The 16808-nt window shown below is 69.1% G+C and carries 18 protein-coding genes; 12 read left to right on the top strand and 6 right to left on the bottom strand.

Annotation, left to right across the window (positions count from 1 at the left end; translation table 11 throughout):
• The first annotated feature begins 197 nt into the window (after positions 1-197).
• The 7 genes from OG735_RS26650 to OG735_RS26680 all read left to right on the top strand — a co-directional run bounded on the left by OG735_RS26650 (position 198) and on the right by OG735_RS26680 (position 7629).
• Positions 198-1241: a BMP family lipoprotein gene (locus OG735_RS26650; protein WP_327325661.1), complete on the top strand. Its 1044-nt coding sequence runs from the start codon at positions 198-200 to the stop codon at positions 1239-1241.
• Between the two features lie 242 nt (positions 1242-1483).
• Positions 1484-3034 carry an ABC transporter ATP-binding protein gene (locus tag OG735_RS26655; protein WP_327328467.1) on the top strand — a complete coding sequence of 517 codons (1551 nt, stop codon included), beginning with the start codon at positions 1484-1486 and terminating at the stop codon, positions 3032-3034.
• Positions 3031-4143, top strand: coding sequence for an ABC transporter permease (locus OG735_RS26660; protein ID WP_327325662.1), 1113 nt, complete (start codon positions 3031-3033; stop codon positions 4141-4143). The genes OG735_RS26655 and OG735_RS26660 overlap by 4 nt, the downstream gene beginning before the upstream one ends.
• Entirely contained in the window at positions 4143-5405 is a 1263-nt protein-coding gene (locus OG735_RS26665) for an ABC transporter permease (protein ID WP_327325663.1), read from the top strand. The genes OG735_RS26660 and OG735_RS26665 overlap by 1 nt, the downstream gene beginning before the upstream one ends.
• Positions 5402-5794 carry a cytidine deaminase gene (locus OG735_RS26670; protein ID WP_327325664.1) on the top strand — a complete coding sequence of 131 codons (393 nt, stop codon included), beginning with the start codon at positions 5402-5404 and terminating at the stop codon, positions 5792-5794. Before OG735_RS26665 ends, OG735_RS26670 begins: the two co-directional genes overlap by 4 nt.
• Positions 5795-5906: 112 nt before the next feature.
• Complete coding sequence (locus tag OG735_RS26675; protein ID WP_327325665.1) at positions 5907-7184, top strand: thymidine phosphorylase; 1278 nt, start codon at positions 5907-5909, stop codon at positions 7182-7184.
• 151 nt (positions 7185-7335) lie between these two features.
• A complete protein-coding gene (locus tag OG735_RS26680) occupies positions 7336-7629 on the top strand; it encodes an STAS domain-containing protein (protein ID WP_442812493.1) in 294 nt (97 codons plus the stop codon).
• Between the two features lie 33 nt (positions 7630-7662).
• Here the strand turns inward: OG735_RS26680 and OG735_RS26685 are convergent, their stop codons facing one another.
• The 3 genes from OG735_RS26685 to OG735_RS26695 form a co-directional block, all read right to left on the bottom strand.
• Entirely contained in the window at positions 7663-8643 is a 981-nt protein-coding gene (locus tag OG735_RS26685) for a sigma-70 family RNA polymerase sigma factor (protein WP_327325667.1), read from the bottom strand.
• Between the two features lie 68 nt (positions 8644-8711).
• Positions 8712-9413 carry a L,D-transpeptidase family protein gene (locus OG735_RS26690; protein ID WP_327325668.1) on the bottom strand — a complete coding sequence of 234 codons (702 nt, stop codon included), beginning with the start codon at positions 9411-9413 and terminating at the stop codon, positions 8712-8714.
• A gap of 106 nt (positions 9414-9519) precedes the next feature.
• Complete coding sequence (locus OG735_RS26695) at positions 9520-10803, bottom strand: MFS transporter (protein ID WP_327325669.1); 1284 nt, start codon at positions 10801-10803, stop codon at positions 9520-9522.
• Positions 10804-10865: 62 nt separating this feature from the next.
• Here OG735_RS26695 and OG735_RS26700 point away from each other — a divergent pair, with 62 nt between their 5' ends.
• Positions 10866-11828 (top strand): LysR family transcriptional regulator, encoded by a 963-nt coding sequence (locus OG735_RS26700; protein WP_327325670.1) that lies wholly within the window; start codon positions 10866-10868, stop codon positions 11826-11828.
• A gap of 186 nt (positions 11829-12014) precedes the next feature.
• On the top strand, positions 12015-12368 hold the full coding sequence (locus OG735_RS26705; RefSeq protein ID WP_327325671.1) for a hypothetical protein: 354 nt from the start codon (positions 12015-12017) through the stop codon (positions 12366-12368).
• A gap of 8 nt (positions 12369-12376) precedes the next feature.
• Here the strand turns inward: OG735_RS26705 and OG735_RS26710 are convergent, their stop codons facing one another.
• Positions 12377-13057, bottom strand: a complete 681-nt coding sequence (locus OG735_RS26710) for an alpha/beta hydrolase (RefSeq protein ID WP_442812627.1) — start codon at positions 13055-13057, stop codon at positions 12377-12379.
• A 295-nt stretch (positions 13058-13352) separates the two neighbouring features.
• Between OG735_RS26710 and OG735_RS26715 the strand changes: the two genes are divergently transcribed.
• The 3 genes from OG735_RS26715 to OG735_RS26725 all read left to right on the top strand — a co-directional run bounded on the left by OG735_RS26715 (position 13353) and on the right by OG735_RS26725 (position 15870).
• On the top strand, positions 13353-14507 hold the full coding sequence (locus OG735_RS26715; RefSeq protein WP_327325673.1) for an adenosine deaminase: 1155 nt from the start codon (positions 13353-13355) through the stop codon (positions 14505-14507).
• Between the two features lie 127 nt (positions 14508-14634).
• Entirely contained in the window at positions 14635-15030 is a 396-nt protein-coding gene (locus OG735_RS26720; RefSeq protein ID WP_327325674.1) for an ATP-binding protein, read from the top strand.
• A gap of 81 nt (positions 15031-15111) precedes the next feature.
• Entirely contained in the window at positions 15112-15870 is a 759-nt protein-coding gene (locus OG735_RS26725; RefSeq protein ID WP_327325675.1) for a hypothetical protein, read from the top strand.
• 31 nt (positions 15871-15901) lie between these two features.
• Here OG735_RS26725 and OG735_RS26730 read toward each other — a convergent pair whose 3' ends face one another.
• Positions 15902-16102, bottom strand: a complete 201-nt coding sequence (locus tag OG735_RS26730) for a PspC domain-containing protein (protein ID WP_327325676.1) — start codon at positions 16100-16102, stop codon at positions 15902-15904.
• A 92-nt stretch (positions 16103-16194) separates the two neighbouring features.
• Positions 16195-16764: a VanZ family protein gene (locus OG735_RS26735; RefSeq protein ID WP_327325677.1), complete on the bottom strand. Its 570-nt coding sequence runs from the start codon at positions 16762-16764 to the stop codon at positions 16195-16197.
• Positions 16765-16808: the final 44 nt, after the last annotated feature.

The following is a 16808-nucleotide window of genomic DNA, read 5'->3' on the forward strand; positions in this document are numbered from 1 at the left end:
TCGGGGCCGGGCGATTCACCGACATGGGTGTACGTTGAAAAGTCAGGTCGCTACGGCGCGCGCGGCTCGTGGCCTGTTCGCGACGATCCGATAACGACTGATGAACAGGTTTTTAACTGACATCTACGCGCGTTACGATCGCCGCAAAACCAGCGCCGGAAGAGGCGCTCTCGGTCAGTCTTGAAGGGACCCTCCTCTTGCGCCGGATCACCAGAATCGCCACCGTGGGCATTGCGTCCGCGGCTCTCGCACTCACCGCCACCGCGTGTGGCGGAAAGACGTCTTCGGACGCCGGTTCCGCCAAGGACAGCGCCGCCATCGCGTACGACATCGGTGGTCGCGGCGACCAGTCCTTCAATGACGCCGCCTACGCCGGTCTGGCGAAGGCGGAGAAGGAACTCAAGGTCAAGGGCAGCGAAGACGAGCCCACCGAGGGTGAGTCGGACGCCGACAAGGTTCAGCGGCTCACCGAGCTCGCCCGCGCCGGCAACAACCCGGTCATCGGTGTCGGCTTCTCCTACGCCCCGGCCATCAAGAAGGTCGCGCCGAAGTTCCCGAAGACCACCTTCGGCATCATCGATGACACCTCGGTCACCGGTAAGAACATCGCCAACATGGTCTTCAACGAGGAGCAGGGCTCGTACCTCGCCGGCGTCGCCGCCGCCAAGGCCACCAAGACCAACAAGGTCGGCTTCATCGGTGGCGTCGAGGTACCGCTGATCAAGAAGTTCGAGGCGGGCTTCGCTCAGGGCGTCAAGGACACCAACCCCAAGGTCACGGTGCTCAAGCAGTACCTGACGCAGCCGCCGAACTTCGACGGCTTCTCCAAGCCCGACCTCGGCAAGGCCGCTGCCCAGGGCCAGCTCGACAAGGGCGCCGACGTGATCTACCACGCCGCGGGTCTCGCGGGCTCCGGCTCGATCGAGGCTGCCGCCACGGCCGGCAAGTGGGCCATCGGCGTGGACTCGGACCAGTACAGCCAGGCCGGTCTGGCCAAGTACAAGGCGAAGATCCTCACCTCGGTGACCAAGGACGTGTCCGACGCGGTCTTCAACCTGATCAAGTCCGTGAAGGACGGCAAGCCGCAGTCCGGCGAGGTCCGTTACGGTCTCGACAAGGACGGTGTCGGCCTGGCCGACTCCAACCCCGAGTACAAGAAGATGACGGACCTCACCGCCGCTGTGGAGAAGGCGAAGAAGGGCATCATCGACGGCACCATCACGGTCAAGACCACGCCGTAAGGCCACTGGCCACGACGTGAGTCCCGGGGGCCCGGGAAGGCAGGCGCTGCCGCCTTTCCTGGCCCTCGGGCCGTATTTCGCACCACATCTTTTACGATTCGGCAGCGCTACGCGCGTAGACGCCTCATTGGCGCGATAGCTTCGCCCCCGCCCTGCCTCCTGCTCCTGCCCTTCTGCTTCCCGCTCCTTTCCGCCAAGGAGAGTGCGTCATCAACGCGTCAAGCCCGCCCGCCGCCGTAGAACTGCACGGCATCACCAAGCGCTTTCCCGGCGTCGTCGCCAACCACGACATCGACATCACCATCCGCAAGGGCACCGTGCATGCCCTCGTCGGCGAGAACGGTGCCGGTAAGTCGACCTTGATGAAGATCCTCTACGGCATGCAGAAGCCGGACGAGGGCACCATCACCATCGACGGCGACCAGGTCAGCTTCAGCACCCCGGCCGACGCCATCGCCCGCGGCATCGGCATGGTGCACCAGCACTTCATGCTCGCCGACAACTTCACCGTCCTGGAGAACGTCGTTCTCGGCGGAGAGAATCTGTACGGCATCGGCAACAAGGCCCGTAACAAGATCCGGGAGATCTCGGACGCGTACGGGCTGAACGTGCGCCCCGACGCCCTGGTCGAGACCCTCGGTGTCGCCGACCGCCAGCGTGTGGAGATCCTCAAGGTCCTCTACCGCGGCGCCCGCATCCTGATCCTCGACGAGCCGACCGCCGTGCTCGTCCCGCAGGAGGTCGACGCGCTCTTCGACAACCTGCGCGAGCTCAAGGCCGAGGGCCTGACCGTCATCTTCATCTCGCACAAGCTGGGCGAGGTGCTGTCGGTCGCCGACGACATCACCGTCATCCGCCGCGGTACGACCGTGGGCACCGCCGACCCGGCGAACACCACCACCAAGCAGCTCGCCGAGCTGATGGTCGGCAGTGAACTGCCCTCGCCCGAGACCCGTGAGTCGACGGTCACCGATGTGCCGATGCTCCAGGTCTCGGACCTGCAGCTGGCCGCCACCGACCCCGACGGCGTCGTCCGCGAGGTCCTCGCCGGCATCAACCTCACCATTCACAAGGGTGAGGTCCTGGGCATCGCCGGTGTCGAGGGCAACGGCCAGACCGAGCTCATCGAGGCGCTGATCGGTATGCGCGACCCCGACGGCGGCGTGATCACGCTCGACGCCGAGGACATCTCGCACGCCCCGACGCGCAAGCGCCGCGAGGACGGCATCGGCTACATCCCCGAGGACCGGCACCGCCACGCCCTGCTGCTGGAGTCGTCCCTCTGGGAGAACCGCATCCTCGGCCATGTCACCGAGAGGCCCAACAGCAAGAAGGGCCTCCTGGACATCAAGGCAGCCCGCCGCGACACAGAGCGGATCGTGCGCGAGTACGACGTCCGCACCCCCGGCATCGAGGTCACCGCCTCCTCGCTCTCCGGCGGCAACCAGCAGAAGCTGATCGTCGGCCGCGAGATGAGCCACAAGCCCAAGCTGCTGATCGCCGCCCACCCCACCCGTGGTGTGGACGTCGGCGCACAGGCGCAGATCTGGGACCAGATCCGGGAGGCCCGTCACGAGGGCCTGGCGGTGCTGCTGATCTCCGCGGACCTGGACGAGCTGATCGGGCTCTCCGACACCCTGCGGGTCATGTACCGCGGCCGGCTGGTCGCGGACGCCGACCCTGCCACCATCACTCCGGAGGAGCTGGGTTCCGCCATGACAGGCGCGGCCACCGGCCATCTCGAAGCAACTGACAGCGGCTCCGCCGCGGGCGAAGAGGACGAGGCCCGATGAAGAAATTCGACAAGGACCGGGTGATCCTGGCCCTCGCCGGCCCGGTGCTCGCGCTGGCCGTCGCCGTCGCACTCACCTCCGTGGTGCTGCTCGCCTCGGGCCGCAACCCGTTCGAGCCGTACAGCCTGATGATCGAGAACGCCAGTTACGTCGACGTACAGGTCCTGATCATCAACCAGGCCGGTACGTACTACCTGGCGGCCCTCGCCGTCGCCATCGGCTTCCGGATGAACCTCTTCAACATCGGTGTCGACGGCCAGTACCGGCTCGCCGCGATGGCGGCCGCGCTGGTCGGCGCGCGCGTCGACCTGGCGGGCCCGCTGCAGATCGCGCTGATCGTGCTCGTCGCGATGCTGACCGGCGCCTTCTGGGCCGGTATCGCGGGCATCCTCAAGACCACCCGCGGAGTGAGCGAGGTCGTCTCCACGATCATGCTCAACGCCATTGCCACCAGCCTGATCGCCTGGCTGATCCTGCCGGCCAACCTCGGTGTCCAGCCGGAAGGCTCCAACGACCTGACGACCGGCGAAATCCCGGAGTCCGGCTGGTTCCCGGGCCTGACCATGGGTGACGGCGGAGAGATCTACGGCTTCACGTTCGTCGCCTTCGCGCTCGGCATCGTCTACTGGTTCGTCCTCAACCGCACCCGCTTCGGCTTCGATCTGCGCGCCACCGGCGCCAGTGAGAGCGCCGCCGCGGCCTCCGGTGTCGACGCCAAGAAGATGATCCTGACCGCGATGCTGATCTCGGGTGCCGTCGCGGGTCTGGCCGGTATGGCGACACTGCTGGGCGACACCCACACGTACAGCCTCAGCTTCCCGACGGGAATCGGCTTCACGGGCATCACCATCGCCCTGCTCGGCCGCAACAACCCGATCGGCATCTTCTTCAGCGCGCTGCTCATCGCCTTCCTGGACAAGGCGTCCGCGACGCTCGACCAGCACGGCTACGAGAGCGAGATCGCCACGATCATGCAGGGCCTGATCGTGATCGCGGTCGTCGTCAGCTACGAACTCGTCCGCCGCTACGGGATCCGCCGCCAGCAGCAGAAGGTGGGCGACGAGCTCGCCGCGGCAGCCCGCAAGAACCGTGAGGAGGTGGCGGCGTAATGAGCACCAGCACGGTCTCCGCAGTGAGCGCGGCACCCAAGAAGAGCGCCCGCCGCAAACTGTCCACCCCGGTCGTCCTGCTGATCATCGCGGGTGCGCTCGCCCTGGTCTCGCTGGTACGCATCCTCAGCGGCGCCGAGGATCTCACCTCCGTCGGCCAGGTCTCCGGCGCGCTTCAGCTCGCCATCCCGATCGGTCTCGCCGGCCTCGGCGGCCTGTGGGCCGAGCGTTCGGGCGTGGTCAACATCGGTCTCGAGGGCATGATGATCCTCGGCACCTGGTTCGGCGCCTGGGCCGGCTACCAGTGGGGTCCGTGGACGGGTGTCGCGGTCGGCATCCTCGGCGGCGCGCTCGGCGGTCTGCTGCACGCGATCATCACCGTCACCTTCGGTGTGAACCACATCGTCTCCGGTGTGGCCATCAACATCCTGGCCGTCGGCGTCACCCGCTATCTGTCCAACTTCACTTTCGCCGAGGCCCCGGGCGGCTCCTCCAAGCAGTCCCCGCGGATCGATCCGATCACCTCGATCACGATTCCAGGGCTGTCGGACTGGATGAAGGATCTGCAGGGCAAACACTGGTTCTTCATCTCGGACCTCGCCGGTGTCATCGGCGGCCTGGTGACCAACCTGTCGCTGCTGACCGTCGTCGCGCTGCTGCTGATCCCGGCCACCACCTGGATCCTGTGGCACACCGCCTTCGGTCTGCGGCTGCGCTCCTGCGGTGAGAACCCGGTCGCCGCCGAGTCGCTCGGCGTCAACGTCTACAAGTACAAGTACATCGCCGTCGCCGTCTCCGGCGGTCTGGCCGGCCTCGCGGGCGCCTTCCTGGCGATCGTGTCCACCGGCATCTACCAGGAGGGCCAGACCGGCGGCCGCGGCTATATCGGTCTCGCCGCGATGATCTTCGGTAACTGGATGCCGGGCGGCATGGCGCTGGGCGCCGGTCTCTTCGGCTTCACCGACAGCCTCAAGCTGCGCGGCGGTGCCGAGAACGTCCACGCGATGCTGCTGCTGCTGGCGATCCTGCTGGTGCTGGTCGTCATCTGGCAGCTGTACAAGAAGAAGTACGTGCCCGCGGTGATCTCGGCGGCCGCCTCGGCCCTGCTGTTCGCCTGGTACCTGCTGACCAACGAGGTGCCGAGCCAGTTCGTGGACGCCGCTCCGTACATCACCACGCTGCTGGTCCTGGCGCTGTCCGCACAACGGCTCCGGATGCCCAAGGCTGATGGCATGCCGTACCGGAAGGGCGAAGGCACGTGACGGCGGCGGTCGACTGGGACGCTCTGCGCGAGCGGGCGCGTGAGGCCATGTCGCACGCGTACGCCCCCTACTCGGGCTACCCGGTCGGCGTGGCCGCTCTCGTCGACGACGGCCGCACGGTAGTCGGCTGCAACGTCGAGAACGCCTCGTACGGGCTCAGCCTGTGCGCCGAGTGCGGTCTGGTCTCCCAGCTCCAGGCGACGGGCGGCGGCCGGCTGACCCACTTCACCTGCGTGGACGGCCGGGGCGAGAGCCTGGTGCCGTGCGGCCGGTGCCGTCAGCTGCTGTACGAATTCGGCGGCCCCGAGCTGCTTCTGGAGACCCCGGACGGGGTTCTCCCGCTGTCCGAGATGCTGCCGCAGGCCTTCGGGTCGGGGCATCTGCGCTGACACCGCGGCCCTCCCGCCCGCCGGGAGGGCCGCTCCTCTTTCGCATCCCTCTCTCCATCCCTCTATGCGCGTAGAGTCGCGCGTACGCACTTCATTTGCCGGAAGGAATCCCATGGACGCCATCTCCGTCATCCGCACCAAGCGGGACCGAGGCGAGCTGAGCCCCGAGCAGATCGACTGGGTCATCGACGCCTACACGCGCGGTGAGGTCGCCGACGAGCAGATGTCGGCGCTGGCGATGGCCATCCTGCTGAACGGCATGAACCGTGCGGAGATCACCCGCTGGACGGCCGCGATGATCGCCTCCGGCGAGCGGATGAACTTCGACGCGCTGTCCCGGCCGACCGCCGACAAGCACTCCACGGGCGGCGTCGGCGACAAGATCACGCTGCCGCTCGCGCCGCTGGTCGCCGCATGCGGCGCGGCCGTCCCGCAGCTGAGCGGCCGCGGTCTCGGCCACACCGGCGGCACGCTCGACAAGCTCGAGTCCATCCCCGGCTGGCGGGCGCTGCTCTCCAACGAGGAGATGCTGCACGTCCTCGACACGACCGGCGCGGTGATCTGTGCCGCGGGCGACGGCCTGGCCCCCGCGGACAAGAAGCTGTACGCCCTGCGGGATGTCACCGGCACAGTCGAGGCCATTCCGCTCATCGCCTCCTCGATCATGTCCAAGAAGATCGCCGAGGGCACCGGCTCGCTGGTCCTCGACGTCAAGGTGGGCACCGGCGCCTTTATGAAGACCATCGAGGACGCCCGCGAACTGGCCTCCACCATGGTCGCGCTGGGCAGCGACAGCGGCGTCAAGACCGTTGCGCTCCTCACCGACATGTCGACCCCGCTCGGCCTGACCGCGGGCAATGCCCTCGAGGTCCGCGAGTCCGTCGAGGTCCTCGCGGGCGGCGGCCCGCAGGACGTCATCGACCTCACCGTGGCCCTCGCCCAGGAGATGCTCGTCGCTGCCGGTATCAAGGACGCCGACCCCGCGAAGGCACTCGCCGACGGCTCCGCGATGGACGTCTGGCGCCGCATGATCGCCGCGCAGGGCGGTGACCCGGATGCCGAGCTCCCGGTAGCCCGCGAGCAGCACGTGATCACCGCCCCGTCGTCGGGTGTCCTCACCCGCCTCGACGCGTACGACGTCGGCGTCGCCGCCTGGCGTCTCGGCGCGGGCCGGGCCCGTAAGGAGGACCCGGTCCAGGCGGGCGCGGGCATCGAGATCCACGCCAAGCCCGGCGAGCCGGTGACCGCGGGCCAGCGACTGCTGACCCTGCACACGGACACCCCGGAGAAGTTCGAGTACGCCCTGAAGCCCCTGGAGGGCGCGTTCGACATCGCCCCGTCGAACACGGAGTTCACCCAGAACCCGATCGTGCTCGACCGCATCGCCTGACCCCACTCGTTCGGCGGGCCGATGAGAATCGGCCCGCCGAGCGGTCCACAGAGCAGGGCATATCCGCCACTGCGACGGGACGGGGACATGGGCCATGGGCCGACGACCGGGTACCACGATGAGTTCTGGACGCCGGGGCAGTCTCCTCCGTGTGGACGCCACACAACCGATCATCCTGCGCATCGCGGGGAGAGTGTCTCCGGCCGATGTGCCGCGCCTGTGCGCGGAGTTGAGCGCGCGGCTCAGGGGCGCCGACGTCGCCGCCGAGGTCACCGAGGTGATCTGTGACCTCGGCGGGCTCACCCATCCCGATCTGGCCGCCGTCGATGCTGTGGCCCGGTTGCAGCTCACCGCCCGCCGGCTCGGCGGTCGGATACGGCTGCGCGATACCGGGCCGGAGCTGCGGGCCCTGCTCGATCTGGTGGGCCTCGGCGAGGTCGTCTAGATCTTGCGCTCGGACCCCGCGCTCCCGTGACGGTTACGCCTCCAGCCGGTCCGGCAGCTCGAAGAGCGGAAACCAGCGCTTGGTGTCCAGGAAGAAGTCCATCCCGCCGACCATGCCGTCCCTGACCTCCAGGACGATCAGGGCCCACGGCTCGTACCCGTCGCCCGTCCGGCTCGGGTGGTAGTGCGCGAACGCCGGAGAGCCGTTGGCCACGGTCGGGACCAGCTTCGAGCCCCGGCAGACCTCGCCGACACCGAGCATCCAGCCCACGATGTCGTCGTGGCCGCGCAGCCACAGGTCGTAGGGCGGCATGGACATGGTCGCGTCCTCGTGGAGCAGCGCCGTGAGCGCCTTCATGTCGTACCCCTCGAAGGCCGCGACATAGCGGTCGAGGAGCTTCTTCTGCTCTTCGTCGAGTGGGTCCGCCGCGTCCGCCGCGGCCGGCTCCGATTCGGCGAGCGTCGCCCGCGCCCGCTGCAGCGCGCTGTTGACCGAGGCCACCGTCGTACTCAACAGCTCGGCCACCTCGCTCGCCTTCCACGCCAGCACCTCGCGCAGGATCAGCACCGCTCGCTGCTTGGGCGGCAGATGCTGCAGCGCGGCGACGAACGCGAGCCGGATGCTCTCCCGCTCCACCGCGGTCTCGGCAGGGTCCGCCACGGACGGCAGCACCCGCCCGTCCGGCACCGGCTCCAGCCAGGTGATCTCCGGACGGGCGTTGAGCTGCGCCTGGGCCACGGGCGTAGCAGACGTGAGGTCCATCGGCCGGGCCCGGCGGTTGCCCGCATTCAGCATGTCGAGGCAGACGTTCGTCGCGATGCGGTAGAGCCATGAGCGCAGCGAGGACCGCCCTTCGAACTTCTCGAAGCTCCGCCAGGCGCGGACCATCGTGTCCTGTACCGCGTCCTCCGCCTCGAAAGCGGAGCCCAGCATGCGGTAGCAGTAGCCGGTCAGCTCCCTGCGGTGCTGCTCCAGCCTGGATTCCAGGTCCTGTGTCGTTGCCAGATCACTCATCGGGTCCACCCCTGTCGCCCATTGGCCCCAGCTCTTCGGAACCTACAGGAGGGCACTGACAATGGAGCTCACGTTCCGGGCTTGCGCCCGTAGACGTACACGTCGTCGCCGTTCTTCAGAAGATTCCAGTATGCCTTCGCATCCGCGGGGCGCATGTTGACGCAGCCCCCGGAGCCGGGCGGGTTGTACATCGACTTCGTCGTGGAGTGGAAGGCCTGTCCGCCGTCGAAGAACTGCGAGTACGGCATCCATACGTCGTAGAGCGTCGACCAGTGTCTGATGCTCCGCTGGTAGATCTTCTTCGAGCCGGTACGGGTCTCGGTGCCGTTCTTGCCCGTGCGCACCGGCACCGGGCCGTACTTCAGCTTCTTGCCGTCCTGGATCCAGGTCAGCTGGCGAGTGAGGTCCACGCAGGCGATACGGCCCTTGTTGGTCGGGCACCTGCCCGCCTTGTTCGGGGTCTTTCCGGCCGCCCGCTGCTGGAGGATCGTGTTCATGGTGCGCCAGGTGATCTCGCCCGCGTACCCGATGGTCGGCTTGATGCCGTGCCAGCCCTGGAAGGTCCGGATCGCCTTGCAGTCGGCCGCCGACTGCTTCCCGTCCACCGGGCGGCCCAGGAACTTCTCCACCTGCTTCTGGTACGGGCCCGTGGACGTCGTGCACGACGCCGCCTGCGCGGGCGCGCTGCCCAGTGCCATGGTCAGCGGAACCACCAGTCCGGTCAGACCGAGCACGACGCCTGCTCGTCTGCGGTGTGTACCCCTCGTCATGCCCCTCACAGCCACCAACTCCCCTCCGTGCACAGCGCAGTTGCGATATGCCTGCCCGTTGGACGCACGCCGGGGAGTTGGAGTTGTGCGGATTTCTGTGTTTATTTCAGCGCTGGGCCGCAGCGAGCACCAGCCGGTGCTCGGCCCGCGCCACCCGGGTGCCGTACAGCGTGATCGATACGACGCCGAGGACCGCGAGCAGCCCCAGCAGCACCGTGCCCGCCCAGCCGCCGGAGTGGAAGGCGACCGCGCCGAGCGTGCCGCCCGCGCTGCTGCCCAGGTAGTACGCGGACTGGTAGAGCGCCGATGCCTGAGCGCGGCCCGTCTTCGCCGTACGGCTCACCGAGGACGAGGCGACCGCGTGGCCCGCGAAGAAGCCCGCGGTGATCAGGACCAGGCCGAGCAGCACGGCGGGCAGCGAGTCCGCCAGCGAGAGCAGCAGCCCCGCGGTGGTGGTGGTGACCGCCAGGTAGAGCGCGCCACGGCGGCCGAGCCGGGCGACGAGCTTTCCGGCCGCGGCGGAGGAGACCGTACCGACCAGATAGACCAGGAAGATCGAACCGATGACGCCCTGGGGGAGGTTGAAGGGCGCCTCGACCAGGCGGTAGCCGATCACCGTGTAGACCGCGCCGAAGACGGTCATGAACAGCGCGCCGATCGCGTACAGCCGCAGCAGCAACGGGTCGGCCAGATGGCCGCGGACCGTCTTCGCCAGGGCGCGCGGGTTGAGCGAACCGGGCGTGAAATTACGGGCCTTGGGGAGCATGGCGCGGAAGACCAGCGCGCACACCAACGCCAGCACGCCGACCGCGGCGAGCGCCGCACGCCAGCCCCACAGCTGTGCCACCCAGCCGGTGACGATCCGGCCGCTCATACCGCCGATGCTGTTGCCCGCCACGAACAGGCCGATCGCGGCGACCAGCGCCTTGGGCCGTACCTCCTCGGCGAGATACGCCATCGCCGACGCCGGCAGACCGGCGAGCGCCGCACCCTGCACGGCGCGCAGCGCCACCAGCCACTCCAGGCTCGGCGCGAACGGCACGAGCAGCCCGACCACGACGGCGACCGCGAGGGACGCGGTCATCACGGTGCGCCGCCCGAAGCGCTCCGAGAGGGCGCTCATCGGCAGTACGCACAGGGCCAGCGCGCCCGTCGCGGCGGAGACCGTCCAGCTGGCTGCGCTCGCGCTCACGCGGAAGCCGGCGGAGACGGCGGGCAGCAGCGCCTGCGTGGAGTAGAGGAGGGCGAAGGTGGCCACACCGGCGGCGAAGAGCGCGAAGCTCATGCGGCGGTAGCCGGGACCGCCGGGGGCGAGGAGCGCGGGGGAGGGCGAAGGGGACGGCGAGGCGGCGCCCACGGTGGTGGGCGCCTTGGTACTGGCAGGAGGCATGCGTCAAAAGTAGGCCGCCACTTTTCATGCGTCCAATGCATGGAATCGCAATAATCGTTCCCATGGTGCATCAACACAGCTCACAGCCTCGGCTGTCACCAGGCAGTTACGAAGAATACGCACAGGACACAGCGCTGCTGCTCGCTCCGCGGCTCGCGTACTTCGCCGGGGTCGCCCGACACGAGCATGTGACGCGAGCCGCGCAGGAGATGGGTGTCCCGCAGTCCACGCTGTCGCGGGCGATCGTGCGTCTTGAACAGGACCTGGGGGTCACCTTGTTCACCCGCAAGGGCCGTACGGTGTCGCTGACCCCGGCCGGCCGTACCTTCCTCACCTCCGTGGAGCGGGCCCTGGCGGAGGTGGAACGGGCGGCGGAGTCGGTGCAGGCGGACGCGGATCCGAGCGCGGGCAGGGTCGCGTTCGGCTTTCTGCACACGATGGGCTCCGAGACGGTGCCGGGGCTGATCAGGGCCTTCCGCGCCGACCATCCGCGTATCCGCTTCACGCTCGTCCAGAACTACGGCGAGGCGATGATCGAGGGCCTGCGCGCGGGGGCCCTCGACCTGTGCCTGACCTCGCCGGTCCCGGACGCTCCGGACTTGGTCGCCCGCCGCCTGGACGAGCAGCGCCTGCGGCTCGTGGTCCCCGACGACCACCGCCTCGCGTCCCGCAAACGCATCAGGCTGGCCGAGGCGGCGGACGAGACGTTCGTGACCCTTGAACCCGGCTACGGCCTGCGGCGCATCACGGACGACCTGTGCGCGGAGGCGGGCTTCACACCGCGGGTCGCCTTCGAGGGCGAGGAGGCGGAAACCCTGCGCGGCCTGGTCGCGGCGGGCCTGGGCGTGGCTCTGCTGCCACCCCCTGCGGTGGCGCGCCCGGGCGTGGTCGAACTGACGGTGACGGCACCACGGGCGGTACGGGAGATCGGCGTCGCCTGGCTGGACGGCCACCCGGACACGGCGCCGGTGGCGGAGTTCAAGAAGTTCCTGCTGTCCAGGCGGGGGCGCTTGCTGCCGGAGTGAGGGTCACATCGGCTGAAGGGCACCATTCGGAAGGGCAGCCCGCCGGCGCTCGTCGTGACGGTGGTGTCCGGCTGCTACCAGGTCCCGGACGGCCGGACGGTCAAGCACTACTGAGTACGGGGGGCCGTACGTCCTGAGTACCGGCCCGGATACGGCAGCGCGGCAGCCAGAGGTTGGATCAAGGCCATGAACCCGACTCCGCCCCCACTCGTTGCGCAGCCCACCACGGCCACACCCCCCGACATCCGCAGATGGTCCCTGAACTCCGCCGTCCTGCTGATCCCGGCCGTGCTCATGGCCGGAATTCTCGCCCTGTCCACCGAGCACGGATCGAGGTGCCTGACCTACGGCGGTGACGGCTGCTCCCCCTGGCCCGCGGGCACCTTCTCGTGGACGCTGAGCGGCGTGGTCCTGGCCTTTGTGGTGACCATGGCCATTCCCGCACGTATGCGACGGGCCCACGAGCTGCGTACGGCCGCCTTCGCCGTGCAGGCCCTGCTGGAAGCCTTCGCGGTGATCGTGGCGCTCAGCTTCCCCTGACCCCGGGCTCACGGTCGCAGCGAGCGGCCGAAGCCCGCCGCCAGGGGCATGCGCAGGCCCAGCGGCGGTGGGGCCGCCAGCGCGTCCGCCACCGGGCGGGCGTACCTCCTGGTGAAGAGCGCGCCCAGCACGAAGTCCGCCGCCAGCGCCCGGACTTCCTCGTAGTGCTGGCGCAGCGCGTGGCCGTCCGAGTGGACCTCGAAGCGGCAGATGTCGCGGTTGGACTTCTTCGCGCGCTCGGCAAGGCGGTACGAGAGCTCCGGGTCCGTGCGCGCGTCATTCGTGCCGTGCACGATCAGCACCTGCTTGCCTGCCAGCTGATTCACCGGTTCCGGTGCCGCCGCCACATCGTCCTCCGGCAGCCAAGGGGCCAGCGCCAGCACGGAGTTGACGGCCGGGTGGCCCGCCGCGTGCAGGGCCGCGCGGCCGCCCATGCCGTGGCCGGTGAGGCACACCGGGACGTCGCCGTAGCGGCGTACCACCTCGTCCACCGCCCATGTCGCGTCCGCCGCGAGATGCGCGTCCGGGCCGTTCCAGCCGCGGCAGCGGTAGCGGACCCCGTGCACGACCAGCCCGTCCGCGCGGCCCGCCCGGGCCAGCGTGCGGCCCAGCGGCAGGGCCGCCGCATACGAGAGCCGGGAGGGTCTGCGCTCCGATTCCGGGTCGCCGTCCGGCAGCAGCAGCACCACCCCGCCGACCGCGGAGTCCTGCCCCAGGACGCGTCCGCCGCTCGCGCGGCCGAGGCGGGCGCGCGGCGGGGTACGGCTCCCTCGCGCTGCCCTTGCCACGGTCGTCTCACGGCGGGTGTCCGCTCCTTTGGCCTCATCGGCCGGACGCCCCCACCACAGGGGCAGTGCGTGGTGTGCCATGGCAGAACAGTCTCAGAAGGGCAGGTGTACTCCACCCGTCCGCATGGTCACTGTTATGTATCGACGGGCGAAGTTGAGGGGCGCTCTCTACGCGCGTAGGGCGTAGAGTGCGCAGATGACGAGCCAGACCCTCAATACGCCCTCCGCGGACCAGATCCGCCGCGCTCCGAAGGTGCTCCTCCACGACCACCTCGACGGCGGGCTGCGACCGGGCACGATCATCGAACTCGCCCGCGAGACGGGCTATGACGCGCTCCCCGAGACCGAGCCCGACAAGCTCGGCATCTGGTTCCACGAGGCGGCCGACTCCGGCTCGCTGGAGCGCTATCTGGAGACCTTCGCGCACACCTGCGCCGTCATGCAGACCCGCGAGGCGCTCTTCCGCGTCGCCGCCGAGTGCGCCGAGGACCTCGCCGAGGACGGAGTCGTCTACGCCGAGGTCAGGTATGCCCCCGAGCAGCACCTCGAAGCCGGCCTGAGCCTCGAAGAAGTCGTCGAGGCGGTCAACGCGGGCTTCCGGGAGGGGGAACGGCTGGCCCGCGAGAGCGGCCACCGTATCCGTGTCGGCGCCATGCTCACCGCGATGCGGCACGCCGCCCGCGCCCTGGAGATCGCCGAACTGGCGAATCGCTACCGCGACATGGGCGTCGTCGGCTTCGACATCGCCGGCGCCGAAGCGGGCTTCCCGCCCACCCGCCACCTCGACGCCTTCGAGTATCTGAAGAGGGAGAACAACCACTTCACGATTCACGCGGGCGAAGCCTTCGGGCTGCCGTCGATCTGGCAGGCGCTCCAGTGGTGCGGCGCCGACCGGCTCGGGCACGGTGTGCGGATCATCGACGACATCACGGTCGCCGATGACGGCAGCGTGAAGCTCGGGCGGCTCGCCGCGTACGTACGGGACAAGCGCATCCCGCTGGAGCTGTGCCCGACGTCCAACCTGCAGACCGGCGCGGCCGCTTCGTACGCCGAACACCCCATCGGCCTGCTGCGCAGGCTGCACTTCAGGGCCACGGTCAACACCGACAACCGCCTGATGAGCGGTACGAGCATGAGCCGCGAATTCGAGCTGCTGACCGAGACCTTCGGATACACCCTCGACGACATGCAGTGGTTCACCGTCAATGCGATGAAGTCGGCGTTCATTCCTTTCGATGAACGACTGGCGATGATCAGCGATGTGATCAAGCCCGGATACGCCGAGTTGAAATCCGAATGGCTGTTCCGGCAGACCGCCACGACCAGCCATTCTTCCGTCGGTGAGAGCTGATCGCGACACCTATGTCGAAGCGGCCGGGAATGTCAATTTCCGGCCGCTTCATGGCATTTGCGGCCTTGGGTGAGCGTGGCTAGCTTGCAGAGTCGCTCAGAATCCCCGTCCCAAGGACTCATCCCTGATGAAGCAGTCTGCTGCCAAGACTCTTGGTGTCGCCGTCGTCGGCGCTGCCTTCGCCGCTGTCGCCGCCGGCACGGCCGTCGCCGCCCCCGCTTCCGTCCCCGACTCCGTCACCGGCGTCCTGCCGGTCCAGGACGCGCTCACCAAACTTCCGGCGGGCGCCCCCGAGTCGCTGGCCGCCGGCCGGACCGCGCTCGCGAACGGCGCGACCACGCTGCCCACCACCGCCCAGAAGTCCGCGAAGTCAGCGAAGAAGCTGCTGACCGCGGACAAGGCCGACGACCCGGTCGCCAAGCTGCTGGGCGGCCTCCCGCTCGTCGGAGGTCTGCCGACCGGCGGCGGTCTGCCGACCAGTGGTGGCCTGCCGACCAGTGGCGGTCTGCCCGGCATCGGCTGACGTACACCGGTTCCGTACACAAGAGTGGGCGTACACCCGAATCGGGTGTACGCCCACTTCGCCTGTGCCAGGATCGCGGCCATGCGCGTGAAGACCGCAGGGCTGACTGCCCTTGTCACCGTCCCCGTGCTCCTGCTCGCCACGGCCTGTACGAGTGGCGACGACGGGGGCCCCGCCAAGGACAGGGACACGCCTGCGTCCACGGGTGCCGATACGGGCAAAGGCGGTGGTGGAGGCGGTGGCAGCGATGCGTCCGCGCCGCTCAACCGGCAGCAGTTGGAGCGGGCCGCACTGGCCACCGGCGATCTGGACGGGTTCCAGGTGTCCTCCGGAAAGAGTGCGCTCGCGCCCTCGGGCCAGCCCGCCGCCGACAAGTCGCAGTGCCAGCCGCTCGCCGACGCCATGGGTGACAGACCGAGCCCGCAGGCCACCCACACCGTCAACCGCGGTCTTGGCTCCCTCAAGAATCTCGGGCTCGCGGTGTCCGCCTCGCTCAGTTCGTACAGCGAGGCTGACGCCGGAAAGCTGATGGACGGACTCAAGTCGGCGGTGGCGGCGTGCGCCGGGGGCTTCGGCGCGACCCTCGAGGGCCGCAGTGGCGCCTACCGCGAGGTGAAGGCCGCGGCCTTCACCACTCGCGGCGCCGACGAGACGATCAGCTGGACCACCGTCGGAACCAACGAGGGCGCCGTGGCCCCGATCCATCTGGTCGTGGTCCGTAAGGGAGCGACCGTGGCGCGTTTCATGGCGCTGGACCTCGCGCGGCGCACACCGCCGCGCGTCCCTCAGGAGGTCGCCGACAAACAGCTGGCGAAGGTCGTCCAGGTGCTTGCCGGCTGACTGCGTACGACCGGGCGCCGGTGTCGGCGTACTACCAGGCCGTGCCGGCGGTCTTCTCGGACGGCAGCAGCACCCACAGCGCCAGATAGAGCAGGAACTGCGGGCCGGGCAGCAGACATGAGAGCAGGAAGATCACACGCATCGTGGTCGCGGAGGTGCCGAAGCGCCGTGCCAGCGCCGTGCACACTCCACCGATCATGCGTCCGTCTCGGGGGCGGACAAGTGCGGCCATGGTGGGCTCCTTCGCGAGAACCTTCGGGGAGCATCTCTGTTGTGCTCCCGATGCATCCATCGTGGCTTCGCGAAGGGGGTCGAAGCGTCGCTCTACGGTGCGATCCCGACCCTTGGAATCGTCGGGGTCGGCCCCTGAGACGCCTCGTCCCGCAGCATGGCACCGTGCCGCTGCCGGGTGGAGCCGGTGGCCGACCGCCCCTGCCTGCGGCGGAGCCGGGCGCGGCCGGCGGGCACGAAGACCAGGTGGGCCAGCGCGACCCCGGCCGTGTTCAGCAGCAGGGAGTCCACATCGACGACCTGTCCGGGCACCCCGGTCTGGAGCAGTTCGATGCCGAGCGACAGCAGCGCGCCGGCCGCGACCGTACGGGCCAGCGATGCCAGCGGAGAGACGGTGAGCCGGCCGCCCGCCATCGGCAGCAGTATGCCGAGCGGGGCCAGCAGCAGCAGGCCTTCGCCTATCCGGCGCGCGGCTTCCACAGCGCCCATCGCCAGATCCGCCTTGATCCCGGCGAGCGGCTCGAGATTCGCGGCCGTCACCCACACCACATCCAGTGGGCGCAGCGTCAGCCAGGAAACGAGCAGCAGATGCGCGAGGAGGAGGATGACCCCCGCCGCGCGGAAGCGGATGGCGGCACTGCCGCCCGGACCTTGACGCTGCACGCCCCCCAAGACGCACGCTTCCCCGGGATCGGTTCCGCGAGCTT

Source organism: Streptomyces sp. NBC_01210, assembly GCF_036010325.1.
Taxonomy (GTDB): domain Bacteria; phylum Actinomycetota; class Actinomycetes; order Streptomycetales; family Streptomycetaceae; genus Streptomyces.